We start from the raw sequence: 26,511 nt of genomic DNA, 5'->3' as shown, positions 1-26,511 counted from the left end.
TATGAAAATAGAAAATCCATCTTTTGAGATATGGCTTCAAGACAGTGGAGCCGACGGTATATATCGTCAAATAGAGCGCGCGGGGCGTGTTTGCTACAAGAGTGAAAGCCATGCCAATGAGAAATCAGCTCGCCCATTTGTGGAAAAAATGATCAAAAGCAAACATACGGCCATGTTAGAGCATGGCACAGTATATCTGTTTTTTCAAGAATTTGACAATGAAATGCCACACGCCCGGCGGTCAACGAGCCCCAAACCTTGGCTTCGCTACGAAAAAAACGCATTTTCAAGGGTGGTGGCCAAAGATGGCAAATATTACGTGACAACCAATCTACGTGTGCTCTCGGAAAATGATTGGATGGGCGACCTTGAGTTCTTGAGTGAGCCGCAAACTTATCACGAACGTCGCGTGACAGTACATTTTACCACTCAAATTGGCACAACGAGAGAGTTTAACCGTCACAGAGCCAATTCGATGGCAGAACAAAGCACCCGCTATTGCAACTACGCCAAAGACAAATTTGGCAACGAAATCACTGTCAACATTCCAGTGTGGATAGCCGAACTCATCAAAGAACAAGATCTTTCCACACCGAATTGTTCGACGGAACAATTGCCTTCGCTCTTCGAGAAAGTTTACAGTGGCACCGCGACAAAACTTGAAAATTGGACTTTCGCTAACCTTGCCGCTGAAAAAGCATATATGAACCTGACCGCCGCAGGCTGTAAACCTCAGGAAGCAAGGGCCATATTGCCTCTTGACACCAACACCGAATTGGTGCACACGGCATTCGTATCAGACTGGAAACACTTCTTCGAGCTACGCTCTTTAGGTGTCACAGGCGTGCCGCATCCTGACGCAAAAGTATTAGCCCAGCCACTGATGGATGAGTTTATTCAACTTGGATTGATAGACGATGAATAGTCTTCGATGGAAATAAAAACACCTTTTATGGGCTTTTTAAGTCATACTTTCCAATTATTACCATATTACATTGAAAAACAATTCATTGTTACATCGTCTGCATTATGATGGTGAGGTGCCCAAATGCTTGAACAACCCTTTTTATTATCAGCCCGATCCATTAAGCCAAAAAGCGATAGATGAGTTGGCCGCCTATCTTTCAGATACCGAAAACCAACGCTTCGCGTCTCATCAGGTCAATCCTGATTTTAAGCAAGAAATAGCTCAAGGCAAGATGTTCGGCGTGCTTGTTGTCAAAAATTCCACTACCACAGCAACAACAAGCAACGTTCGCGGCGACAAAAAACTGTATTATCTTGCGGGATATAGCGGACAAATATGTGGGCGAAGCGATTGGGACGAATTTGTGCCGGCAGTGTTTGATTATCTTGAACCGGATGGATTTTTCAAGCGTGAAGAGGCTGAAATTGTAAGTTTAAGCCATGACATAGACGCGATGCCACGCCCCTTAAGTGGGAAGAAATGTTGGAGAATGCCCACCAGCCCGTATATTTCAAGGGGCGAAAGGCAGACGAGGATGAGGAGGCGTACATTCGTCGTCGTCAATTTGAGAACGCCGAGCTACATCGCTGGAAGCTGAAGATGCGACTAAAGCGTGAAAAGTTTGAGGCCTACGAAAGTCAAAAAGCTAAAAAAATAGCCTCATTGAAGACTTTACGCAGGCAAAAGAGCGACGCTTTGCAGACATGGTTGTTTCGCCAATTCGTAATGCAGAATGGAAGAGGAGAAAAGCAAGACTTGATAGAGATATTCCAAAAATGTCAGCTTTCGGGCACCATTGACAGCACATCAAATTCTAAAAACACCCTCCCACCTGCCGGAACCGGCGAGTGTTGCGAGCCCAAACTTTTACAATACGCTTTTAAGCACGGTCTGATCCCCATTAGCATGGCTATGTTTTGGTGGGGAAAGAGCCTACGTGGCGAGGTTCGCCATCATTTGGGATGCTATCCGGCATGTCATGGCAAGTGCAAACCCTTGCTACACTGGATGCTTCAAGGCATCGAGGTGGCACCTAACGCATTGGAAGAGGAAAGGCACCACAGCTTAGAAACAATTTATGATGATGAAGACATTTGCGTGGTAAACAAGCCGGCCGGCATGCTCGCCGTACCGGGAAAAAGCCAACAAGAGAATGTCTATAACTTGATAAGACAACGCTACCCTGACACCACTGGCCCTCTCATCGCACATAGATTGGATATGGCCACGAGCGGATTGATGGTGGTTGCCAAAAGCATGCAAGCCTATTTGAACCTTCAAGCGCAATTTGCCAAACGACAGATTAGTAAGCGATATGTAGCCATACTAAGCAAACCCTTGACCCAAGCCACAGGAAAAATAAGCCTTCCGCTGCGTCCCGACCTTATGGATCGTCCCAGACAAATAGTAGATTGGCAACACGGCAAGGCAGCCACAACCCATTTCGAACGCATCGACAGCTATCGTGTGGCCTTATATCCCCTAACCGGTCGAACCCATCAGCTTCGCGTGCACTGCGCCCATCGTGATGGATTGAACAATCCTATCAAGGGAGATGATCTTTATGGGCAACATGCAAATCGCCTGTACCTACATGCTGAGCGCCTTGTTTTCAAGCATCCAAGCACTGGAAGACGGATGGTATTTTCCATTCCGGCTCCATTCTAAACCAGAAAATCAAACAAAAAAAGTGACTAAAATTTGCGCCACGACTACACGGACAAACATGCCCAAAGGGTACACCGTAGCGTAAGATATACTCGGTGTGTCGCCCTCAATGCTGTCATTGGCATAGCTTAGCGCCATAGGATTGGCCATACTACCACACAAAATGCCACAAATGCTACCAAAATCGAGCTTCTTAGTCTTCAAGATGATGAGGCCTACAACAATTATTGGCACCACCGTAATGAGGAAACCAAGCCCTACCCAAAGCATTCCTTCTGGTCTGACCACTGTCTCGAGAAAGTCCTTGCCAGCGTCAAGCCCAAGACAAGCAAGATATAATGACAACCCGAGTTTGCGCAGCATCAAGCTCGCCGAGCGCGTGGTGTAAGATATGAAATGCATGCGAGGCCCCAGCGCACCAACAATGATGCCCATGATAATCGGACCTCCTGCTATACCCAAACGGATGGGCATACTCATGCCCGGGACAGCAATAGGAATGGTTCCGATGGCCAAACCGAGAATGATACCTATGAATATACTACCGATGTTAGGTTCCTCGAGCGTCTTGACAGAGTTTCCAAAGAAATGCTCCGCGTTATCCACGTCATCATGTTTGCCCACCACAGCGACACGATCACCATATTGCAGACGTAGGCTGTTGGTGGCAAGCAATTTAATATCACCACGTATCACCCTGCTGACATTAACGCCACACACCTGTCGCATATGCAATTCGCCCAACCGTTTGCCATTGAGACCACGACGTGTAACCACGCAAACCCTGCTCTCCACTTTCGAATCGATAGCATTCCAGTCTATTTGATCCTCATTCCAGTCTTTCTTTTCTTTCTGCCCAAAAAGCAAAACTATCGCATTTTCATCGTCTCTTTCCATGACCACGAGCAGCGAATCGTTCTTCTTGATCACCGTGTCTGCCAAAGGAACAATCACCTCTCCATTTCGCCATATGCGTGAGATGATAAATCGCAAGCGCGACATTTGCACAATTTGGAGTATTGTCATACCCTCAATAGCTGGATTAATAACGGTGAGTTGGGCTATATGGGTATGATTATCCTCATCTTGCGAGCAGACCTCAAGGTCTCGAGGTTTGACAAAAAACTTTCGCATGAACACCATCGCAAATATCACTCCCACTACACCGAGGGGATAAGTGACAGCCGTGGCCAACGCAGCGCTACCACTTGAAATGCCTATATGTTCCAAGGCTTGCGTCGCGGCACCCAGCGCCGGGGTATTGGTGGTGGCACCACAGAGCAATCCTATCATATTGGGTACACTCACATGAGTGAGTGGAACAAGCAGCATGGCAAACGCCGTACCCACGAAAATGACCAGCATGCTCCACATATTAAGCTCCATGCCCTCATGCCGAAGCGAGCCAATAAAGTTTGGACCGACCTGCAATCCCAAACAATACACAAACATGGCAAGCCCAAACGTCTCAATAAAATCGAGTGTTTCGAGGTTCACTGTCAATCCGATGTGACCTGCTAAAATACCTATAAAAAACACAAAGGCTATACCAAGCGATATGCCCATCACCTTAATTCGGCCCAAAGCCAGCCCCAAAGCGATAATCAGTGATATCACAATGACCGTCTGTACAGACGAGTGGGTGCTAAAAAGAGATGTAACCCAATCCATAATGTAAGGGTGCAAACTGAAAATTATATAGTGTTCAGAAAGTTCTCGAGTGGTATTCCGCGATTTTTGTCAGCGTTTTCCTTGTTGGCATCGATGAGGTTGAACACGGCGTTCATGGCCACCTGCGTGGCTTCACGCAGCGAGTCGCCCTCGAGTAGGTGCCCTATCAAGACAGCCGAGAAGATATCTCCCGTACCGGGAAAGTGCACAGGGATCTCCGTGTAACGCAACATGAAATATCCATTATCAAGATGATTATATCCCACCACGCTCGGATGCCCATCCACAGGTATAGATGTTATCAGTACAGACTTGCCGCACATATCATGCAGGGCGTCGAGCAGACGTTTGGATTCCGTCTCATTCACACCATCAGCACAGTAAGTTGTGCTTGTGAGATAGCACGCCTCGGTATAATTGGGGAATATCAAGTCGGCCACGCCTATCATTTCACGCATGCTGTGGATGGCTTCCTTGGTGACCCCATTATACAATTTTCCTTCATCGCCCATTATAGGGTCCACATAGATGATGGTGCCATTGGCAGCCTGCTCTCTACAAAAAGTGGAGACGATTTTAGCCTGACGGGTGCTCGCTATAAAGCCAGTGGCAATAGCATCAAACCTGAAGCCCAGCTCTTTCCAAACCGGAAAAACTCCCTCCATGTAATCCGTGGTGTCGAGAATATTGAATTTTCCGTAGTCCAACGTGTTGGATACCAAAGCCGTGGGAAGGTTGTATGTGGGGTGGCCCATATACGAAAGAATGGGCAGCATAGCCGCTGTGGCCACTTTGCCATATCCAGCTATATCATTTATCAGAAGTACCTGTTTCTTGCTCATTACCTTATGAAATCAGCTGCAAAGTTAGCAAAAAGAACAAAGGTAGGGAAGTAAAAAGAAAAAAAAACTTGGATATTTCATAAATAAGAGAAAAAGATACCAAAATAGTTTGTGAAATCATCGAATAATCGTAATTTTATTGTCAGTTTAAACCTTTATTGATACAACATGACAAACACCGAGAGTTTTTATTGTTTGATAATGGCAGGAGGCAAAGGACGACGCCTATGGCCTTTCAGCAGGGAGAAATATCCCAAGCAGTTCATAGACTTCTTTGGAAGTGGGCGCACGCTTCTGCAACAAACCTATGATCGCATGTCCAAGGTTGTGGCACCCGAGCACATTTTTGTCAATACAAACGTTAATTATGTAGACTTGGTAATGCAGCAACTTCCCAACCTTCCGCGCACGCATATCATGCCCGAGCCTATCCATCGCAACACCGCCCCAAGCATTGCTTGGGCTGCCCATCGATTCATGCACCTCAATCCTCATGCCGCGTTTGTTGCCGTACCGTCAGACCAGCTCATCATGAACGAGGAGGCGTTCAAGCAGAATATGCTCGAGGGGCTGCACTTTGTGAGTCATCACAACATGCTACTCACCATGGGCGTCAAACCCACTCGTCCCGAGCCGGGTTACGGTTACATTCAGATAGCCAACCGCTTGGAAGGCAATGTGTATATGGTCAAGACTTTCACCGAGAAACCTAACCGAGAGTTTGCGCGAACATTCATGGAGAGTGGAGAGTTTTATTGGAACACCGGCTTGTTTCTTTCCAATGTGAAAAACCTGCGCGAGCGTTTCACACGCATGTTTCCCGCTGTGCTTAAACATCTTGACGATACTAACTACTACGCCACTCCAGAGCAAGAAGAAGCTTATATACAAGAACATTTCCCGTCGTACCCCAACCTGTCAGTAGAGTCAGGATTGCTTGAGGGGGCCGATGGCGTGTGCGTGATGAAGTGTGGTTTTGGCTGGGCCGACATAGGCACGTGGCACGGCATATACGAGGCCATGCCCAAAGACAGTGAAGAAAACGTGGTGATACACTCAGACACGCTGATGGAAAACTGTCGTGACAATGTCATCAAGCTGCCCAAAGGCACGCTTGGTGTTATCAATGGCCTTGAAGGTTTTATCGTGGCCGAGAAAGACAATGTGCTGCTAATCTGTCCCAAGGAAGACTCGTCAGACCTCATCCGAAAATATGTCAATGAGGTAAGGCTCAAAAATGGCGACAAATTTGTGTGATGGAAATTCTAAATTCACCATTCAAAATACATAACATAGGTATGTGACAGCATATACAATTGATGTATTTTGAATGGTGAATTTAGAAATTATCTATTTCATTTTATTTTTTGAAACGCCTCGTATATACGTTCTGCCGTTTCCTTCATTTCTTCATCTGATAGCTTGACGTGTTTCTTAAAGTCCACGTCTCCCTCCGTGTTGATGGGCATGAGGTGTATATGAGCATGGTCAACCTCAAGTCCTAACACCACTTGCGCCACTTTTCTGCAGGGAAACGCGGTGCGAATGGCCTGCGCCACCCGCTTGGCAAACACCTCGAAAGCAGCCAAGTCATCATCGCTCATGTCGAAGATATAATCCACCTCCTTACGCGGCACAACGAGCGTATGTGCTTTCACCACTGGATTAATGTCGAGAAAAGCATAGAATTTCTCGTTTTCCGCGCATTTATAACTCGGTATATCGCCTGCAGCGATTTTAGAAAAAATAGTAGCCATAACGATTCTGTTATTCCAATGTAATGTTGTCAATACGCAGTTTCAGCATGCCGCGAGGTACCTCTATCTCGGCCACATCGCCCACTTTCTTGTTGAGCAAGCCTTGCGCGATGGGCGTATGTATGGATATTTTGTTCTCTTTCAGATTTGCCTCGCTCTCGCTCACAATGGTGTAAGTCATTTTTTTCTTGGTGATCATATTGGTCATTTCTACCTTCGACATGATCTGTACCTCATCGGTAGAAAGCCTGCTCATATCCACGATCTTGGCTTGACCAATGGTCATCTTCAGTTCGTTAATTTTATTTTCGAGATGCACTTGCGCTTCTTTGGCGGTGTCATACTCAGAATTTTCGCTCAAGTCTCCCTTATCAGCCGCCTCAGCTATAGCCGCAGAGGCTTTTGGGCGCTCTATCGCCTCCAATTGATGGAGTTGGGCCACGAGCTTGTCATAGCCTTCTTGTGACATGTATGCCATAGTTATTCTTATTAATTGTTTAAGTTTTTTATACATAAACTTCAAAAAACAAGACTCCAACATCTATCCAAATGTTGGAATCTTGTTTTCTAAAGCTTAATTATCAAATAGTATTTGCAAAGTTAGGGATTATAATTGATATATCCAATATTTTTAAATATTTTTTTAAACACCACCTTGACACAAGTCAATAAAAAGGTGAAAAAGAACAAGTTGCACATCATTGGCATGGTAGAAGCAAATAAATAGCCGTATCTTTGCAGCACGTTTTTCATAGTATTAGATTTAAGGTTAGTAACGTTTGGGACTCGGCGGAGCCCCATTTTTTTTTGCCTAAACGCTCACGGAGCCTGTCACTTATTGTGCGCGTAAAATGATAGCGCCAAGAACGCATGGCGTTCACATTCCTCAAGAATGGTTGCCAAACCCATACCCACGCGCATATTTTACCACCAAATCATTTGACAAAAGGTCGCGTAGATTTTGCGTACAGCAAAAAACAAAAACTTTTGTTCTAAATACGCAAAAAAAACGCGTATTTTTCAAAACGCTATATTTCAATCATTTACATCCCTTCTCATTAAAAATATGCTATCAACTGGTTTAGACCACTCCACGTTTAGATACTAATGGTCCAGCGAAAGCATTCGAATCGGCGAGCGTATAATATCAAATGGCCGGACCATTAAGGCCTAAACACAACCCCATTAGTGCCTATTTGGCCAGTCAGCACGCCATCAACCTGCAAAATTGAACTAAAACCGCAACTCTCACGCATCATGATCGCTGTAGAATGATGAGTGCAAAAACATCATTTTTTATGACTTTATTTTTACTTGTTGACATTTTGACGAATGTCGCATGCCAATGTCTTGAGCTAACAGTCTGTCTCAACCATCATCTATCACATATCCAAAATATTGGTCAATCAGCAAAGGCATAAAAAAAATCCATATACATATAGCCGGCAGCCACTCTCCATACGTCACGCTAACTTGCATATTTGACAACCTATAAAAAAGCGAAAAGACCACTATGGGCGTCGAGAGGAGAATATGAAATCAGAATTGGCCGAAAGTCGCTATAGGCAGGATCTATAAATCAAACATCGCAATTTGTGATTTTATACTTGTGGGCCATGTGTAAACAAACAAAAGGGCTCGATGACTTACACGACCGATCACGTTTAAGCTGTTTACCAAAAACATCGCACACCGAATGCAATACGACTTGTTCGAATTGCAGAGCTCTGCCTGTTTGTTTAAAACCAAGAAACCTTATGATGACAAGACGCAACCAACATAATACATATATGTAGTTGCAGCTGCCATTTACAGGACATGCCTAAACTTCAAAACATCCAAGTAAGAGTTTTGCAAACTTATTTCGTAAATTTGCACTTGGCACTGCCATTTGGCAAAAGTGGTAAAAATATGAAAGCCTTGCTGCTATTTATAAATTAGTTTTTGTAAATTTGCATCATACATACTAAATATCCCCAAAGATGGAAGAAAAAAAATATAAACGCACCACTGTCACCGCCGCCCTGCCCTACGCCAATGGCGGCGTGCACATCGGCCACTTGGCCGGTGTATATGTTCCCGCGGACATTTACGCACGCTATCTCAGGCTGAAAAAGCAAGAGGTGGCATTCATCGGCGGCAGTGACGAGCACGGTGTACCCATCACGATACGCGCCAAGAAAGAAGGATGTACGCCACAAGATGTGTGCGACAGGTACCACAAGATGATAAAAGACTCGTTTGCGGAGTTTGGCATCTCGTTTGACATATACAGTCGCACCACGTCAGACATTCATCACAAGTTTGCCTCCGATTTCTTCAAGAAATTGTACGATGATGGCAAGCTGGTGGAAAAAGAGAGCGAGCAACTCTATGACGATGAGGCGCACCAGTTTTTAGCTGATCGTTACATCATGGGCACCTGCCCCCACTGTGGCAACACGGGAGCATACGGCGACCAATGCGAGAAATGCGGTACCGCCCTCAGTCCCGAAGAACTGATAAACCCTCACTCCACCATCTCCGGCTCCAAACCTATTAAGAAAGCCACCAAAAACTGGTATCTGCCCCTGAACAATTATCAGGAATGGCTCAAACAGTGGATTCTTGAGGGGCATAAAGAATGGCGCCCTAATGTTTATGGACAGTGCAAGAGCTGGTTAGACTTGGACCTTCAACCGCGCGCCATGACACGCGACTTGGACTGGGGCATACCCGTGCCAGTGAAGGGAGCCGAAGGCAAGGTGCTATACGTGTGGTTTGACGCGCCGATAGGCTATATATCCAACACCAAAGAGATGTGCGACAACCATCCTGAAAAATGGGGCACATGGCAGAAATGGTGGCAAGACCCTGAGACGCGCTTGGTGCACTTCATCGGCAAGGACAATATCGTGTTCCACTGCCTCATTTTCCCCACTATGCTCAAGGCTCACGGCGACTACATCCTACCAGACAACGTGCCGGCCAATGAGTTCCTGAACTTGGAGAATGACAAGATTTCGACCAGCAAGAACTGGGCCGTATGGCTGCATGAATATCTTAAGGACTTCCCCGGCAAACAAGACGTGCTGCGCTATGTGCTAACGGCCAACGCCCCTGAGACCAAAGACAACAACTTCACGTGGAAAGATTTTCAAGAGCGCAACAACTCTGAGTTGGTGGCCATCTATGGCAATTTTGTAAACCGCGCGCTCCAACTGACCAAGAAATATTGGGACGGCATAGTACCCGTGTGCGGCGAACTGCAAGAGGTGGACAAACAAGCTATAGACGAATTTAAAGACGTGAAAGAAAAGTTGGAAAACTGTCTCGATGTCTTCAAGTTTCGCGAGGCACAAAAAGAAGCCATGAACCTGGCTCGCATCGGCAACAAATATATCACCGAATGTGAACCTTGGAAGGTTTGGAAGACTGACCACCAACGCGTGGAAACCATTCTTTACATCTCGTTGCAACTTGTTGCCAACCTCTCCATAGCCTTTGAGCCGTTCCTGCCATTCTCCAGCAAGAAACTGCGCGACATGATTGGATTGGAGCGTTTTGACTGGACAGAGTTGGGCAGCATCGAGCTGTTGAAGGCAGGAGAGCGCATCAACGAGCCCCAGCTGCTCTTTGAGAAGATTGAAGACGACGCCATCCAGGCACAGTTAGACAAGTTAGCCGCCACCAAAGCCAGCAACGAGGCCGCCAAAGCCAGCGCCGAATACAAGGCCAAGCCTGTCAAGCCCAATGTCGAGTTTGACCAATGGGAACAATTGGACATCAGGGTGGGACACATCAAAGCCTGCGAAAAGGTGAAGAAGAGCAACAAACTGCTCAAATTTACAATCGATGATGGCAGCGGACAAGACCGCACCATACTCTCGGGCATAGCCAAATTTTACCAGCCCGAACAGCTCAAGGGCAAAGACGTGCTGTTCATAGCCAATCTCGCGCCACGCAAGATGATGGGCATGGAGAGTCAAGGCATGATACTCTCGGCCGTGGACCATGACGACACGTTGGCCGTGACAACCATAGAGCGCGGCGTGAAACCCGGCTCGCAAGTGCAATAAGCCATAACAAGGGGATACCCTCGCAAACGGGAGTATCTCCTTGATTTTTCTCAATTACAAACAAGAGCACTAAATTACAGACTACATTGGACAAATCAGATTAATCATGAAAAAACTGTTTTTAACCATACTGACGCTTGTATCGGCCACCATCGTCATGGCCCAGAACGACGCTATCAAGTTTACTTCTGAAATCGTCACCACCCCATGCGGCAAGACCGCCATCGTCTTTAAAGGCTCCATTGCGCCCGGCTGGCACGTCTACTCCACCGATCTGAAGGAGGGAGGACCGGTGTCGGCATCTTTTAAAGCCACCAAGTTGGACGGTGTGGAATTAGTGGGCAAACTTAAGGCCGTGGGCCATGAGATTGACAAATTTGACAACATGTTTGAGATGCAAGTACGCTATTTTGAGAATGAGGTTAAATTTGTACAGGTGATACGCTTTACCAAGCCTACCTATAGCATTGAGGCCAACCTCAATTATGGCAGCTGCAATGACAAGACATGCCTGCCACCGGCACAAGTGATTTTCAAGCAGCAGGGCAACGCACCCAAGATAACTGGCAAAACATGCCACAAGGAAGGGTGCAATGACAAACAGCGTTGCAAGCAAAAAGAAGACAGCAAATGTGGCAAGTGCAAAAACAAATAAGTCACGCCTATGAAACTTCGGCCCAAACACAAAAGTTGAGAGCCGTTGCCTAACGAGCATGTATAGCGACGGTTTGGCTCGACATGACGCCATAAAGATGAGCCTAAGTTAAAAAACAATAACTAAGCGCACAAGAAGTAACCAGCAACGCTATTCAGACGTATTGGAAATAAAAACCTATATATAGTATCTTCTCGCAAAAAAGTTTTAAAGAAAAGAAGAAATGAAAAAACTAATAACACTAACGTTAACACTGCTTGTGGCTCTCATAGCCAATGGGCAAATGCTAAATCCGGTAAAATTCAGTTCGCAGCTCAAGACCAACAACACGGCAGAGGCCGAGATTGTGTTCTCAGGCAAAATTGACAAAGGCTGGCATGTCTACTCTACCGGATTGGGCAGCGGAGGCCCCACATCGGCTACATTCAACAAAGTGAAATTGGATGGCGTGGAGCTTGTAGGCAGGCTGAAGCCCGTGGGGCGCGAGATTTCTAACTATGACAAGCTTTTCGAAATGACGCTGCGCTATTTTGAAAACAGCGTTCAGTTTGTCCAAAAGATAAGGTTCACCAAACCCACCTATACCATCGACGCTTATCTGGAATATGGCGCATGCAACGATAACAACTGTCTGCCACCATCAGAGGTAAGCATTAAGAAATCGGGCAAAAGTCCGGCAGTGGCCAACGCAAAAACAGATGCCAAGTCGGCCAATGGCATGAGCGAAGAAAACAAGATGGACGCAGCAGCCAACACGCAAGTGAGCGCCACCGCCGCGAATATGGACTCAACGGCCTCGCTCCAAGCAGACTCATTGGCCGAGCCCAACGCCAATGCCACCGCACAGCTTTCCGGCACGGAAGCCCAAGCCCTGTGGCTACCAGTGGTGAAACAATTGCAGCAGTTTGACGGTAACAACAATATTGCCAACCACTCCTTGTTATATATATTCCTTATGGGTATCGTGGGCGGATTGCTCGCCCTGGTCATGCCCTGCATATGGCCTATTATCCCAATGACGGTAAGCTTCTTTTTGAAACGTTCCAAGGATGACCGACAAAAGGGCGTGCGTGACGCCATCACCTATGGCATTTCCATTATCGTTATATATCTCGCTTTGGGTATCGGGGTAACGGCAATATTTGGCCCGAGCACGCTCAACTCCCTCTCTACCAACGCAGTGTTTAATATCTTCTTGTTCTTGCTGTTAGTGATTTTTGCGGTGAGCTTCTTTGGATGGTTCGAGATAAAACTACCAGACAGCTGGGCTAACAGCGTGGATAACAAGGCATCGCAGACCACTGGCCTGCTCTCTATATTCCTGATGGCGTTCACGCTGGTATTGGTGAGCTTCTCGTGCACGGCACCAATCATCGGCCTACTGTTAGTACAGACTGTAACCTCGGGCAACTGGATAGGGCCGGCCATCGGCATGTTAGGTTTCGCCTTGGCCTTAGCCGTACCGTTCACACTATTTGCCCTATTCCCCACATTGATGAAAAAGAGCCCCAAAAGTGGCTCATGGATGACACAAATCAAGGTGGTTCTGGGCTTCGTTGAATTAGCCTTTGCCCTGAAATTCTTTAGCGTGGCCGATTTAGCTTATGGTTGGCACCTGCTTGACCGTGAGGTTTTCCTCTCGCTGTGGATTGTCATCTTTATGGGCTTGGGCTGCTATCTTGTGGGCTGGCTCAAGTTTCCGGAAGACGAGGTGGGTGGCGATATCAATAAACCCATGCCGGTGCCCGCCATTATGCTCGGACTGTGCTCGTTGGCTTTTGCCATCTACATGGTGCCCGGGCTTTGGGGCGCGCCATGCAAGGCGGTCTCCGCATTCGCCCCTCCAATGAATACGCAAGACTTTAATCTCAACACTAAGACTGTGGAGGCCACTTACAAGGACTACGAGGCTGGCATGGCCGCGGCCAAAGCTCAAGGCAAACCCGTGCTGATAGACTTCACCGGGTTTGGTTGTGTGAACTGTCGCAAGATGGAAGCAGCCGTGTGGACCGATCCTATCGTAGCCTCAAAGCTGGAAAAAGACTATGTGCTCATATCGCTATACGTGGATGACAAGACACCATTGGCTGAGCCTATGGAGGTACAACTGAATGGGCAACCGCGCACTCTGCGCACCGTGGGCGACAAGTGGAGCTACTTGCAAAGCCATAAGTTTGGTGCCAATGCGCAACCATTCTACGTTACTCTTGACAACAATGGCCAGCCTCTGACAGGCTCATACGGCTACAAGGAGGACGTTCCAGCCTACCTCGATTTCTTAAACAAGGGTTTGGACGCCTACAAGCGGCACTGACACAACAGTCGGATTAACAACATTTAATCGAACAAAGGTGGGGCTGGTACGCCTGCCTGCCCCACCTTACCCCTCTGATAGATTTACCTAATGATACAAAAACCTATTTTGAATACTATGTTAGAAAAGCAAACGAGACAACAAATCATTGACCTTATCAACAAGGAAGTGGTGCCAGCCGTTGGCTGCACCGAGCCAATGGCTGTGGCATTGTGTACGGCACGCGCCACCGAACTATTGGGGCGCAGGCCTGAAAAAATAACCGTGCTGCTCAGCGCGAACATGTTGAAAAACGCGATGGGAGTGGGCATACCCGGCACAGGCATGATAGGGCTGCCCATAGCCATAGCCCTCGGAGCTATCATAGGCAAGAGCGAGTACAAATTGGAGGTAATCAAGGATCTCAACGAAAATTCGCTAAACGAGGCTAAGAGCTACATACAAGACCCCAACCACATTACCATCAAGCTCAAGGAGAATATTACCGAGAAACTCTACATCGAGGTGATATGCGAGGATGGCAACGACAAGGCATCTGCCATCATTGCCAACGCACACACCAATTTTGTTTATGAACAACGCAACGGAGAGACGCTCCTCGAAAAAAGAACGGCCGCCACTGACAGTGAGCGGGCGGGCGACATACAGCTCAACATGTATATGGTGTGGGACTTTGCCACCACCACGCCAGTGGAGGAACTGGCCTTTATCATCAAAACACGCGACTACAACATACGTGCAGCCGAGGAAAGCCGTAAGGGCAATTACGGACACAACCTCGGAAAGACTATGGGGCGCCCCCTAAGTAGCGGAATATTTGGCAAGACGATATATTCGCGCATCATATCAGAAACCGCTTTGGCATGCGATGCGCGCATGGGCGGCGCAATGATACCAGTGATGTCAAACTCTGGGTCGGGCAATCAGGGCATTTGCGCGACTAACCCCGTGGCTGTCTACGCCAAGGAAAATGATAACACAGAGGAGGAATTGATACGGGCACTCACGCTCTCACACCTGACAGCCATCTATATCAAACAAAGTCTTGGCAAACTTAGCGCGCTATGCGGATGTGTGGTGGCCAGCATCGGGTCAAGTTGTGGTATCGTGTATCTCATGGGAGGCGACTACACACGCGTGTGCCATGCCGTGAAAAACATGATAGCGAACCTCACGGGCATGATTTGCGACGGAGCCAAACCAAGCTGCTCTATCAAGATTTGCTCAGGTGTCTCGTCGGCCCTGCTATCGGCTTTGCTAAGCATGGAGGGCGAGCATGTCACCGCCGCGGAGGGCATCATAGACGATGACGTGGACAAAAGCATTCGCAACCTCACCAACATTGGCAAGGAAGCCATGTGCCCAACAGATGACATGGTGCTAAAAATTATGACACATAAAGGGTGTTAGCAATTCACAAAGCACAATTTTTCGCTCTGTTTTCAATTACCTCATAGACGTCGTCGATGCTACCATCGAAAGGGCCGCTGTGCTCTAATTTGAGCGTACACATAGCTGCGGCGAACTTGCCAGACTCTTCATACCCCATGCCTTGAAGACGGCAATACAAGTAACCCGTGGAATAGGTATCGCCACAACCTGTGGCATCGACAAGTTCCTTAGGCTTGTAGGCTGGTATATTATAAAACTGTCCTTCAGCGTAAATGATTGAACCAAAACGATCTAAAGTGACAATAACCTCCTTGACACCATACCCTGCAAGACACTTGGCTACCGTGCGGGGATCCTTGGAATGGGTGATAACCTCCATCTCGTGCTCGTTGAGCTTGAGAATATCGGTGCAAGAAAGAATTTTTTCTTTGTCTTTCCATTCTACGGCACGCACCTCTTGCCCGACCACCTCGCGCAAATAGCCTTGGGCGTCGATGGATACACGCCCCTTGGTGGCAAGATATTGCACCACATCAGAAGAAAAATCATCGCTCAAAAGACTACCTAAATGAAACACCTTGGCTTGCAAAGGACGCATCTCCTCGATAGTGAACGGATCAGCTTTGGCCAAGACACGCTGAGTGCGACGGTTGCCATCCGCATGATATTTGTTTTCAAAATATACACTTTGTGCGGAGGGATAGCACACCACATCAGAACAGATTTGTCGTAATTTATTCACTTGAAGCATCTCTTCTTGCCCCACTTTGGTGACCAACTGAAAATCTACCTTGTGCGGCAGACGACTAATGCCATGCGTCATATAGAAAGATGTGCCACCGGCCATATAGATAGTGTGTCGCGGTGTTATCACCTTATCTCGAGTGATATGCCCGATGCTACAAATATCTGTCATATTATTGTGATTGTTAGATTACAAAGTTAACAAAAATATTAGACAATATTCGTGTTGGTTGTACTTTTTATTGGTACCAAAGACCCTGCGATACATTCGCTTAAAGCCACGCCTTATACATTGATAGTGTAATGGGACGGATTTGGTGGTAATAAAAATGAAATAACAGTTGGGAGCTTAAGAAAATGCACTAAAAAAATGATGATTAGCGATAAAAAGTATAAATTTGCAAAATCGAAACATGTATAATCTCAAACATGAGATAAAAGCGTGATACTGTCATGCACTTATCTCAAAAGCTAATGACACTAAACCTTGGCAAATGACAAAACAATGACAAGTCCGACACAACACCCACGTTGCTTATTTAAATCGGAAATATTGACATTTGTCAGTATGAACCCCTCGCATGTGTTAGGGAACATCGTGAAATCGTTTCATGGTGTAGACCAAACTACCACTTTGGAGGCTTGGGAAAGCGAAATAAAGATAATGCAGCAAGTGTTGCAGCCATGGGCCACAGACAACGAAGCGTATGTGTGTTTCGAATATGACATACCGAGATTGGGAAAACGAATAGATGTGGTAGTACTGTTAGGGGGCATGGTATTTTGCTTAGAATTTAAGGTAGGTAAACGCGATGCGTTACAAATGGATGTTGAACAAGTGCTGGACTATGCGCTCGATTTGAAGAACTTTCACCTTTACAGCGCTGACAGACCTATTGTTCCAATCCTTATCCCAACAGAATATTCTAAAGAGTCGTTGTTTATCCAATTATCACCATACAATGATGAGATTTACAATCCTATCATCACCAGCAAAGACTCTCTTCAAAAGGTCATGGCCAAAGTGCTTGAACATGGGTCAAAAAAATACGATTTGAAAAAATGGGGCGCTAATTGGTTGATAAGTCCATATAGTCCGACTCCGACAATTATTGAAGCCGCGCGGTCGCTCTACGAAAATCACTCTGTAGAAGAAATAACACGACACGAAGCCGATAAGGTGTCGACCGATGAGACCATAGATTATCTCTTGCACGTAATAGACCTAAGCAAACGTCAAGGAGAAAAAAGCATATGCTTTGTGACAGGCGTACCGGGAGCAGGAAAAACGCTCGTGGGATTAGATGTGGCTATCAAACAATCATACAAAGAGGACAATAAAAACAAAGAGAGTGGTGCTGTGTACCTGTCTGGAAATGGACCTTTGGTAGCGGTTCTTACAGAAGCATTGGCTCAAAACAACAAAAAGAAATGTGATGAGCGAGGTGAAAAGAAAAAACTTTCAGACTCGCGCAGAGAGGTTAGCGAATTTTTGCAAATCATACACCGTTATCGCGACAATATGCTTGCGAAGATTAAGAACCCCGTAGAGAACGGACGGTTAGAAATAGACCCTGCCAAAGCTGTGAAAATGAAACAAGCAGGATATGCAGAGGTGGAACATGTGGCTATCTTTGACGAAGCACAACGGTCGTGGACTCATAAACGTCTGGCTAACTATTTGAAACGGGGAGGAACATATGGAAACAAACTGAAGGTACCAAACTTTCCTGTTTCCGAGGCCTCTTTCCTAATATGGTCTATAGATCAGCGCCAAGACTGGGCGGTGATAATCTGTCTCGTGGGTGGAGGACAAGAGATAAACACGGGCGAAGCAGGAATTTCCGAATGGATTAAAGCGTTGAACAGTGAATATAAGCATTGGAAAGTGTACATCTCTGATAGACTAACAGAACGTGAATACGCCGAGGGAAAAGTAAATGAATTATTAAAAGCAAACCAACATGTTACCTATTCGAAAAGCCTACATTTGGCTGTTAGCCTCCGATCGTTTAGGGCAGAGACGTTGTCAGCGTTTGTTCATGCACTGCTCGCCATTGATGATAAAGCGCATAAGCTGTTTCAAGACGTGCAACAAAAAGGATATCCCATACTTCTGACACGAAATATTGACAAGGCTCGGCAATGGCTTCGCTCAAAAGCAAGAGGCTCTCAGCAAACGGGCATACTCGTTTCGAAAGTAGCCGCACGATACAAACCACAAGCCGTAAATGTTTTGGCATCGGGCGATGAAAACGCCGTGCATTGGTTCTTAGAAGACAAGGGCGACGTGCGCTCATCTAATTATCTCGAAGAAGCTGCTACCGAGATACAAGTGCAAGGATTGGAACTCGATTATGCTTGTATCTTATGGGATGCTGACGTACGCTTTGAAAACGGGAAATGGCAATATTATAAATTTAATGGGAAAACAAAATGGATAGCTGAAACCAATGAGGAAAACAGGCATTACATGTTAAACGCTTATCGCGTGCTATTGACACGAGCTCGACAAGGCATCATCATTTGTGTGCCCGAAGGCAATGATAGAAAAAACCCTGAAGGCTTTCCCGAAGATGCTACTCGCTTACCCATATACTATGATGGTACCTACGAATATTTCAAACAACTGGGATTGAAAGAAATATTTTAATAAATAACACAACAACAAATAAAATGATTCGCACAAAACGAAACGGAGCGCAAACCTCCACACATGGAGAAGAGCAACAACAACAGACCGAATGCAATGTCTGTCAAAAATCTAAAAACCGAATGTCACAAGGCATTATATGCTTGCTTGTTGTCGTAGGACTGTTCGGAAGCATTGCGAGTGTTATGGGAGTGGCCAACATGCTCAACACCATTATGCACACAGCTCACGACTTGTTGCTCAATACGTGCTTTTATTTAATGGCTATTTGCGTGCTAACAGGAGCTTTGGGCAAGCTTTTTGTTGAGTTTGGAGTGGTGGATTTGATAGAACGAGGGTTAAGACCACTGATGAAACCCGTGTTCAGATTACCGGGAGTAGCGTCTCTCGGAGCAGTACTTACATTCCTATCAGACAATCCTGCCATCATCACGTTGGCCCAAGACAAACACTTCGGAAGCTATTTCAAGAAGTTTCAATATATTTCTCTAACCAATTTTGGTACCGCATTTGGTATGGGACTTATTGTAATCGTTTTCATGCTGGGAAATGGTTATTTCGCAGAGCCAGCCATAGGGTTTATAGGAGCCTGCCTTGGATGTGTGGTGTCTACAAGACTAATGCAACACTTTGTGCTCAAAGCCTACCCACAATACCGCACAGAAGAGGCATTGGACGGAGAGAAATTCCGTCAACAACCCACCCGAGAGCTACATCGTGAAGAAAAGTCTGTGTTTCTGCGCATGCTCAATTCGCTGTTAGATGGTGGCAAATCTGGCGTTGAGGTTGGCGTTTCTATCATTCCCGGCGTACTCATTATATCCACTTTGGTAATGATACTCACTTTCGGACCAAATACACAAGGCCTATTCACAGGGAAAGCTTATGAGGGAATTGCCATCTTACCTGCCATAGCCAACAAATTAGATTGGTTGCTCAATCCTCTTTTTGGTTTTTCGGACCCACACCAAATAGCCTTCCCTATCACGGCATTAGGAGCTGTAGGAGCAGCCTTGAGCCTGGTGCCCAATTTTATATCCCAAGGATGGATGGACGGCAATGCCATTGCCGTATTTACAGGTATCGGAATGTGTTGGAGTGGATTTCTTAGCACCCATACTGCCATGCTCGATACAATTGGCTATCGAGAGCTTACCTCTAAAGCTATACTTTCGCATACTATCGGAGGCATTGCAGCTGCGCTTGTGGCCCATTGGGGATACATGTTATACGCTGCGTTATTGACATAGCATTGATTTTGCGGAAAAAAATAAAATAAAATCAAGAAAATCAAGGAAATGAACATAGAGAAGAACAGTCTGTTTAGCCTTTTCTTCCATTCTTTTCAAGAGCCATTACATTTCGGAATTGAACCTTTCGCAAAATATTTTGCGAAAAAAGTTTGTGCTTTTCGACTTTAAATCGTACCTTTGCACTCACATTTCTATAACGAAATGCACATGCGCCCAGATGGCGGAATCGGTAGACGCGCTGGTCTCAAACACCAGTGGAGCAATCCATCCCGGTTCGATCCCGGGTCTGGGTACCACAAATCCCTTGTAAATTGTTGATTTACAAGGGGTTTTTCTTTCTTAAAGCGTACTAAAAGTGTACTTTGTAACAAAACAATGCGAAAGGTGTACTTTTGTAATTTTTCATCTCTTAGTTTTATATTTAATTAACGACAACTCTTCCCTTTTATTCTGTTTCCTTCCCTTCTTTGGCTTTTTCTCCACCGAATGCTTTATCTTTGCAAATAGATACCCACCTTAAAATATAGCAAAGGGAAGATAATAGTCTAAAAATACAGCTTGATAGTATTCAGCAGATATTGAGCTACTGCATTACTCAAACTTACAATGTCCTCGTAGGAAATGTTCTGAGGAAGAAAGGCTGCATAAATAATATGCAGCTCAAAGAGATTTTGCAGAAAGAATATATCCGAATAACCGATGAACTTTCTTCTATTTATCTGAATTATCCTGCCCTCGCATGTGTAGAGGAGTACTACAATGAATGCGACTTTTTATGGGAAAGCACTTTCTTTGAATCGCTAACCAAAGAACAAAAACAGAAATATACCTCTTTCTCCGTATCTTCATTTGAATATGCAAGGTACATTGAGGCACATACCTACTATAATGATGCCCTGCCAATGTTCTCGTACCTTGTCGATGCTATTTTGTATGAACGCTACGCAAAATATCTTATGGAAGAAATAGAACGAATTGAATTGACAGAGATGCAAACCGTCCAGCTTCACCCTTCAATTTTAGTAAACGATGAACCATGTGGACAGAAAAAGAAACCTGTCATTGTTGGCAAAGAAACAAATCCATTTCAATCCTCTTTTACAGAAGAGCAAATTGTACTTCTAACTACTTGTATCAACGAAATCCAATTATTCACGACTTGCATATCTTCCAAGATACTCAAAGACTTTTTTGCTTGTAAACTAAAAGGTGTCTTGAAATCAAACAACAACCGCCAACTGGCATATCTTATGCAAAGTCTTAATCTAAAAGGGTTTATTACAGATGAATGGCAATCGGCCATTGCTCGCAATGAACTTGTATTAGGAAAAACAAAAGATACACCACTGACACGCACCGACCTTTCCACAGCAACAGATCAAATCAATATGAAGCAGCCGAAAGGATGGGAAATCATTGATAAATACATCAAACAACTGAAAAAAGGTTGAGCATAGGTTGATACCTCAAACATCGCTCAACGCCAATTACTTTTATCATTTTTAATTTTGCCCTCGTTAACGAATAATTAGCGAAGGTGCACCTTCATATTGTTTAATTCAAAATGTTTTCAATATGAACAAGACATTAGAAACGCGAGTTGAAGAACTCGAACAAATGGTATTCATGAATAAGAACGTGCTGAGTTTTGAAGAAGCCAGCAGGTTCTTAAACCTCTCAAAGAGTTATCTCTACAAACTCACATCGGGAAATCTGATACCTCATTACAAGCCACAAGGTAAAATGCTTTATTTTGAGAAGGCAGAACTTGAAGCGTGGCTACGGCAGAACCCTATTAAGACCACAGTACAGATAAATCAAGAGGCTCAAAGGTATATCATGGGCAACAAACCCTTAATGCAGAAATAGCTCATGGCACACGAAGATTTTATCCGTGTTGGCACAACCTTATATAAGATTGTGAACCAACCACGCATCAATGGCGGTTTTGTCAAGAAGCGTATCGTGTGGAACAATGAGACGCTACGGCAGGACTATGGTAAGAACTTCATTGCCACTGTCCCGAAGTACGATGGTTTCTGTACCGTACCTAACCACGTGAACTATCAACCAGTGGTTGACAAGTTTCTGAATCTCTACGAGCCGATAGGACACCAGCCAAAAGAAGGAGAGTTCCTACACATCGAATCCCTGATAAGGCATATCTTCGGGGAACAATACGAGTTGGGCATGGATTACTTGCAATTGCTCTATCTCCAACCCGTGCAGAAACTCCCCATTCTCCTGATGGTGTCAGAAGAACGCAACACAGGCAAGAGTACGTTCCTTAACTTTCTTAAAGCTGTTTTCCAAAACAATGTTACTTTCAACACCAACGAGGATTTTCGCAGCCAATTCAATGCTGATTGGGCAGGAAAACTGCTTATCGTTGTGGACGAAGTATTGCTCAACCGTAGAGAGGATAGTGAGAGGTTGAAAAATCTCAGCACAACACTTTCTTATAAGGTGGAAGCAAAAGGTAAAGACAGAGACGAAATCTCCTTCTTTGCCAAGTTCGTGCTCTGTTCCAATAACGAGTTACTCCCAGTTATCATTGATGTGGGAGAAACTCGATATTGGGTAAGAAAAATAAATAGGCTTGATAGAGACGACACCGACTTCCTGCAAAAGCTGAAAGTCGAGATTCCTGCCTTTCTTTATTTCCTGCAGCATCGCACGCTATCTACCCAAAAAGAAAGTCGTATGTGGTTTGCACCCAAGCTGACTTTTACACCCGCTCTACAGCGTATAATACGCAGCAATAGAAACAAGATAGAGTTGGAAATGTCTGAACTCTGCTTAGAGGTAATGGAGCAGATGGTGGTTACCGAGTATTCTTTCTGTATCAATGATATGGTGTGCCTGCTAAACAACACAGGCTGCAAGGCTGACAAAAGCCAAGTCCGAAGGATTGTGCAGGACATTTGGAAGCTCTCGCCTGCTCCCAATAGTCTTACTTATCTTACCTATCAGATTGACTACAATAGCTTCAGAAACTATTCGCCTATCAAACGAACAGGTAGATACTACACCGTGACCAAAGAACTACTCACAAACATTTAATCATTTATTTTGATGAAATGATGAAAGAAGCATATAAGATTCTGATTGGCAACATCTTTATCATTTATCCTTTTGCTCATCAGTATAAAGAAATGATGAAAGAAGTATTCTATACTATCCAAAAGAGAAATACATCAAATTTCTCTTTTGGCTGGCTCCCTTGTGTGAGTTGCGACCCCATTTCCCGATTTCGCGAAATCGGGAACACTTTTGTCCGCACAAAAGTACAACTTGCTAAACAAAGGCAGATATGCAACAACGGAGAAATCTTTGTATTTTGGGAAGATGTTAAAAAACGAGATTGGGAAATAACGAAGTCATGAAATCGAGATTTTGGCACTTTCATGAAGCATAAAAGTATATTCTACTTTGGTAAGCATTGTGATGAAGTTACGATGAGTATATAAGCCATTTATAACGAGCATATTATGTCTTATTTCATCAAATCATCAATTTTTCAAACCATTCAACTTCACTGTAATATGAACATTCAAAAAATTAAAACAATAAAGCTGCAAGATTTTCTTGCAAGTCTGGGGCATACACCTATAAAACAACAAGGTAACAAGTTGTGGTATCTCTCTCCCTTTCGTACTGAACGCCAAGCTTCATTCAAGGTAAATACAGAAATCAACCAATGGTATGACTTCGGGGTAGGAAAAGGTGGAAACATCATTGCTCTGGCAGAGGAACTATATAAGTCCTCCGATATTTCCTATCTTATTAGACAGATAGAACGCAATGTTCCAAGCTGTGTACATTCCTTGCCTATTCCTTACACTAAGAAGGAATCGCAACAACATGCACAATCTTTTGAGAACTTAAAAATTCTACCTTTGACACATCCTGCCCTTATCAGATATTTACATGAAAGATGTATTGACATGGAGGTAGTCACAGCTGTGTGTAACGAACTCCATTACGACTCTAATGGTAAGCACTATTTCTGGATAGGTTTTCCCAATAGTGCAGGTGGGTATGAAATACGCAACCCATTCTTCAAAGGCTGCATTGCTCCAAAGGATATTAGTGTTTTCTATGCCAATGAGCCGAAGAAGATTTGCTTTCTTTTCGAGGGTTTTATGGACTTTTTGTCTTTTATGACACTAAGAAAATTGAAGAATCCGCAGCGAACAGGGCTAAACCAACAAGATTACATAGTCCTCAATACTGTATCAAATATTCATAAGGTTACAGAGAAGTTGTCGCATTACGACAGCATCCAATGCTACTTGGATAATGACGATGCAGGCAGGAATGCTTATAAACAATTATCGAAAGAATTGAGTCGTTCAGTCTTAGATTCATCTTCTTTGTATAGTGATTTCAAGGATCTAAACGACTATTTATGTGCTGAATTCAAGCATTCAGAGAAAGCAGAAAATAAGAAGACCAAAGGGATTAAGCTATGATTACAAGAATAGTTTTACATAATCTGTTTACTGGGGGAGCAAGTTTATGTTTTGGGCATACCAAAACCACTTGCCCACTCCTGACAGTCGTTGCAGAGAATCATCCCGCTGGTCTCCATCAATCAATTAAAGAAACAATTATGACTAAATCAGAATACAACAAAGGCGGTCGTCCAACCAAAGGCGCAGCCGAGAAAAAGAAATACCGCATCACGGTAAAACTTACTACTGAGGATTACTATACCCTCAAAGGCAAAGCTAAGAGTGCAGGAATATCCATGAGTGAATTTGTAAGAAAAGTTCTCGATAAAGGGAATGTGATTGAACGTTTGACCATTGAGCAGGCTGACTTCATCCGCAAGCTGTGTGGTATGGCAAACAATCTCAATCAGTTGGCACATCGTGCCAATGCGGACGGCTTCTATGCTATTGCGCCCTTCCATAAACTTATCCTTGCCAAGATTGATGAAATCCTAAATTTGATACGAAGATGATAGCTAAGCTTATGAAAGGTTCAGGCTTCAAGGGTGTTATTAACTACATCCTCGATCCGAAGAAGGGAACGGAACTTATAGATAGTTCGGGTGTAAGGACAGATGATATTAGCCACATCATTCAGAGCTTCATCGACCAAACAAATCTAAACCCAAGAGTGAGTAAGGTCGTCGGACATATCTCCTTGAGTTTCTCCACACAGGATTTTCTCAAATTAAGCAACGAGTTCATGACACAAGTCGCTCGTGAGTATATGGAGAAAATGGGGATAAAAGATACGCAGTATATCATAGGTCGCCATTTTGACAAGGATCATCCGCATATCCATATTGCTTTCAATAGGATAGACAATAACGGCAAAATCATTTCTGACAAGAACGACAGATTCAGAAGTGAGAAGATTTGTAAGGAACTGACCGCCAAATATGATTTATACTTTGCCAGTGGCAAGGAGAAAATCAAGGAGCACCGCTTGAAAGAACCCGACAAGACCAAGTATGAGATTTATCTGGCTTTGAGGGAAAAGATTCCCAGAAGCATGGATTGGAAAACGTTACTTGCCTACCTGAGAAAAGAAGAGATTGATGTACGATTTAAGTATAAAGGCAATACACAAGAAGTACAAGGCATTATCTTTGAGAAGAACGGCTATCATTTCAATGGCTCAAAGGTGGACAGGAGTTGCAGCTATTTCAAGATTGATTTTGCCTTGAAGCAGAATAACAAAGAAAACTGTCAACAGGCACAAGGAACCATCAATCTTATATCAGATGTTACAGATGTTACGAGCACACTTGTCAATGATTTCATTGAGGGAGGATTAGACCTGTTTCAGTCTCACAGCACAGTCCCTGCGGAAGTTTATAATACACTTGATAAAAAGAAGAAAAAGAAAAAACGTAAAATACATTTATAACTATGGCAGATAATAATACATTTGTCCTCTTTGAGGAAATCAAGAACAAGTTGGAAATAATTTACAAGGAAGTAAGGGAACTTAAAGAAAAGGACATCAGTTCTGTTTCTCTTCCTACACCTACTATTCCAGCGCAAAGTAATGAACAGCATGATCAAGAACTGCTCAAACAATATGAGCAGAAAACGAAGGAGATACTCAATAAGTATATAGCCATACAAATGCGTATCAAGGATGAGGAAGCCAAATCCATTGATAAGTTGGTGGCAAGCGTATTGACTATGTTACATGAGTGGAAGGAGCAGAAAGAGCAGCCACAACTGCAAGAACATATCCACAAGCATAGATTTGACATCAAATCGTCTAAAGTCTTTACCTATGTGGTTATAACAGCAGTTGTGTGTCTCGCTTCTTTGGTTGGCAACTTCTGGTTGTGGCAAAGCAAACAGCAATATAATGACGATGCTTTAAAGTTCCGAATTATCAGAGTATGGCGAGGTTGCAGCCCGAAGGAAATACTATGGCTCAACGATGTGTTTGACATTCATCGTAACGAAACCACAATCGGAAAAATCAAGAAGAAAGCTGATGGGTACGACTTGGAATTGAAGCAGAAGGCAGACAGTCTGATGCAAAGAAAATTGAAGTAAC

At 44.5% G+C, this 26,511-nt stretch carries 23 protein-coding genes and 1 tRNA gene; 19 read left to right on the top strand and 5 right to left on the bottom strand.

The window, feature by feature from the left end:
- The first annotated feature begins 1 nt into the window (after position 1).
- The 3 genes from C7379_RS07960 (at position 2) to C7379_RS07955 (ending at position 2,635) form a co-directional block, all read left to right on the top strand.
- The gene (locus tag C7379_RS07960) at positions 2–925 is read left to right on the top strand and encodes an FAD-dependent thymidylate synthase (RefSeq protein WP_116616823.1); all 924 of its coding nucleotides are present in this window, start codon (positions 2–4) and stop codon (positions 923–925) included.
- Between the two features lie 70 nt (positions 926–995).
- Positions 996–1,565 (top strand): hypothetical protein, encoded by a 570-nt coding sequence (locus tag C7379_RS13125; protein WP_336469922.1) that lies wholly within the window; start codon positions 996–998, stop codon positions 1,563–1,565.
- Positions 1,448–2,635: an RluA family pseudouridine synthase gene (locus tag C7379_RS07955; RefSeq protein ID WP_336469921.1), complete on the top strand. Its 1,188-nt coding sequence runs from the start codon at positions 1,448–1,450 to the stop codon at positions 2,633–2,635. The genes C7379_RS13125 and C7379_RS07955 overlap by 118 nt, the downstream gene beginning before the upstream one ends.
- 9 nt (positions 2,636–2,644) lie before the next feature.
- Here the strand turns inward: C7379_RS07955 and C7379_RS07950 are convergent, their stop codons facing one another.
- Both C7379_RS07950 and C7379_RS07945 read right to left on the bottom strand, forming a co-directional pair.
- Positions 2,645–4,306, bottom strand: a complete 1,662-nt coding sequence (locus C7379_RS07950; RefSeq protein ID WP_116616822.1) for a putative transporter — start codon at positions 4,304–4,306, stop codon at positions 2,645–2,647.
- A 23-nt stretch (positions 4,307–4,329) separates the two neighbouring features.
- Positions 4,330–5,148, bottom strand: coding sequence for a pyridoxamine kinase (locus tag C7379_RS07945; RefSeq protein ID WP_116616821.1), 819 nt, complete (start codon positions 5,146–5,148; stop codon positions 4,330–4,332).
- A gap of 168 nt (positions 5,149–5,316) precedes the next feature.
- Between C7379_RS07945 and C7379_RS07940 the strand changes: the two genes are divergently transcribed.
- Positions 5,317–6,405 (top strand): mannose-1-phosphate guanylyltransferase, encoded by a 1,089-nt coding sequence (locus C7379_RS07940; RefSeq protein ID WP_116616820.1) that lies wholly within the window; start codon positions 5,317–5,319, stop codon positions 6,403–6,405.
- Between the two features lie 98 nt (positions 6,406–6,503).
- Here the strand turns inward: C7379_RS07940 and C7379_RS07935 are convergent, their stop codons facing one another.
- Positions 6,504–6,905 carry an HIT family protein gene (locus tag C7379_RS07935; protein ID WP_116616819.1) on the bottom strand — a complete coding sequence of 134 codons (402 nt, stop codon included), beginning with the start codon at positions 6,903–6,905 and terminating at the stop codon, positions 6,504–6,506.
- A 10-nt stretch (positions 6,906–6,915) separates the two neighbouring features.
- The gene (greA, locus tag C7379_RS07930) at positions 6,916–7,383 is read right to left on the bottom strand and encodes a transcription elongation factor GreA (protein ID WP_116616818.1); all 468 of its coding nucleotides are present in this window, start codon (positions 7,381–7,383) and stop codon (positions 6,916–6,918) included.
- Between the two features lie 1,504 nt (positions 7,384–8,887).
- On the opposite strand from greA, the gene metG reads away from it, so the two are divergent.
- From metG to C7379_RS07910, 4 genes are all read left to right on the top strand, one after another.
- Positions 8,888–10,963, top strand: coding sequence for a methionine--tRNA ligase (gene metG, locus C7379_RS07925; protein WP_116616817.1), 2,076 nt, complete (start codon positions 8,888–8,890; stop codon positions 10,961–10,963).
- 106 nt (positions 10,964–11,069) lie between these two features.
- Positions 11,070–11,618: a protein-disulfide reductase DsbD domain-containing protein gene (locus C7379_RS07920; RefSeq protein WP_116616816.1), complete on the top strand. Its 549-nt coding sequence runs from the start codon at positions 11,070–11,072 to the stop codon at positions 11,616–11,618.
- Positions 11,619–11,841: 223 nt separating this feature from the next.
- Positions 11,842–13,932 carry a protein-disulfide reductase DsbD family protein gene (locus tag C7379_RS07915; protein WP_116616815.1) on the top strand — a complete coding sequence of 697 codons (2,091 nt, stop codon included), beginning with the start codon at positions 11,842–11,844 and terminating at the stop codon, positions 13,930–13,932.
- Positions 13,933–14,049: 117 nt separating this feature from the next.
- Entirely contained in the window at positions 14,050–15,342 is a 1,293-nt protein-coding gene (locus tag C7379_RS07910) for an L-cysteine desulfidase family protein (protein WP_116616860.1), read from the top strand.
- A 4-nt stretch (positions 15,343–15,346) separates the two neighbouring features.
- On the opposite strand, the gene C7379_RS07905 is transcribed toward C7379_RS07910, so the two are convergent.
- Complete coding sequence (locus C7379_RS07905; RefSeq protein ID WP_116616814.1) at positions 15,347–16,240, bottom strand: PfkB family carbohydrate kinase; 894 nt, start codon at positions 16,238–16,240, stop codon at positions 15,347–15,349.
- Positions 16,241–16,621: 381 nt separating this feature from the next.
- Between C7379_RS07905 and C7379_RS07900 the strand changes: the two genes are divergently transcribed.
- From C7379_RS07900 to C7379_RS07850, 11 genes are all read left to right on the top strand, one after another.
- A complete protein-coding gene (locus tag C7379_RS07900; RefSeq protein ID WP_243406756.1) occupies positions 16,622–18,721 on the top strand; it encodes a DNA/RNA helicase domain-containing protein in 2,100 nt (699 codons plus the stop codon).
- A gap of 122 nt (positions 18,722–18,843) precedes the next feature.
- Complete coding sequence (locus C7379_RS07895) at positions 18,844–19,971, top strand: nucleoside recognition domain-containing protein (protein WP_116616859.1); 1,128 nt, start codon at positions 18,844–18,846, stop codon at positions 19,969–19,971.
- 214 nt (positions 19,972–20,185) lie between these two features.
- Positions 20,186–20,270 (top strand) — tRNA-Leu (locus C7379_RS07890).
- A 255-nt stretch (positions 20,271–20,525) separates the two neighbouring features.
- Entirely contained in the window at positions 20,526–21,425 is a 900-nt protein-coding gene (locus C7379_RS07885) for a hypothetical protein (protein ID WP_116616812.1), read from the top strand.
- Between the two features lie 124 nt (positions 21,426–21,549).
- The gene (locus C7379_RS07880; RefSeq protein WP_116616811.1) at positions 21,550–21,843 is read left to right on the top strand and encodes a helix-turn-helix domain-containing protein; all 294 of its coding nucleotides are present in this window, start codon (positions 21,550–21,552) and stop codon (positions 21,841–21,843) included.
- Between the two features lie 3 nt (positions 21,844–21,846).
- Positions 21,847–23,037 carry a primase-helicase family protein gene (locus tag C7379_RS07875; protein WP_116616810.1) on the top strand — a complete coding sequence of 397 codons (1,191 nt, stop codon included), beginning with the start codon at positions 21,847–21,849 and terminating at the stop codon, positions 23,035–23,037.
- 17 nt (positions 23,038–23,054) lie between these two features.
- Positions 23,055–23,360, top strand: a complete 306-nt coding sequence (locus C7379_RS07870; protein ID WP_116616809.1) for a hypothetical protein — start codon at positions 23,055–23,057, stop codon at positions 23,358–23,360.
- Positions 23,361–23,519: 159 nt separating this feature from the next.
- Complete coding sequence (locus tag C7379_RS07865) at positions 23,520–24,449, top strand: toprim domain-containing protein (protein WP_116616808.1); 930 nt, start codon at positions 23,520–23,522, stop codon at positions 24,447–24,449.
- A 140-nt stretch (positions 24,450–24,589) separates the two neighbouring features.
- Positions 24,590–24,943, top strand: a complete 354-nt coding sequence (locus C7379_RS07860; protein ID WP_116616858.1) for a MobC family plasmid mobilization relaxosome protein — start codon at positions 24,590–24,592, stop codon at positions 24,941–24,943.
- On the top strand, positions 24,940–25,860 hold the full coding sequence (locus tag C7379_RS07855) for a relaxase/mobilization nuclease domain-containing protein (RefSeq protein ID WP_116616807.1): 921 nt from the start codon (positions 24,940–24,942) through the stop codon (positions 25,858–25,860). The genes C7379_RS07860 and C7379_RS07855 overlap by 4 nt, the downstream gene beginning before the upstream one ends.
- A gap of 2 nt (positions 25,861–25,862) precedes the next feature.
- A complete protein-coding gene (locus C7379_RS07850) occupies positions 25,863–26,510 on the top strand; it encodes a hypothetical protein (RefSeq protein ID WP_116616806.1) in 648 nt (215 codons plus the stop codon).
- The last annotated feature ends 1 nt before the right edge of the window (position 26,511 follow it).

The organism is Hallella colorans (assembly GCF_003096815.1).
In the GTDB taxonomy this organism is placed as follows: Bacteria; Bacteroidota; Bacteroidia; order Bacteroidales; family Bacteroidaceae; genus Prevotella; species Prevotella colorans.
This window is presented reverse-complemented; position numbering and strand designations above follow the sequence as displayed.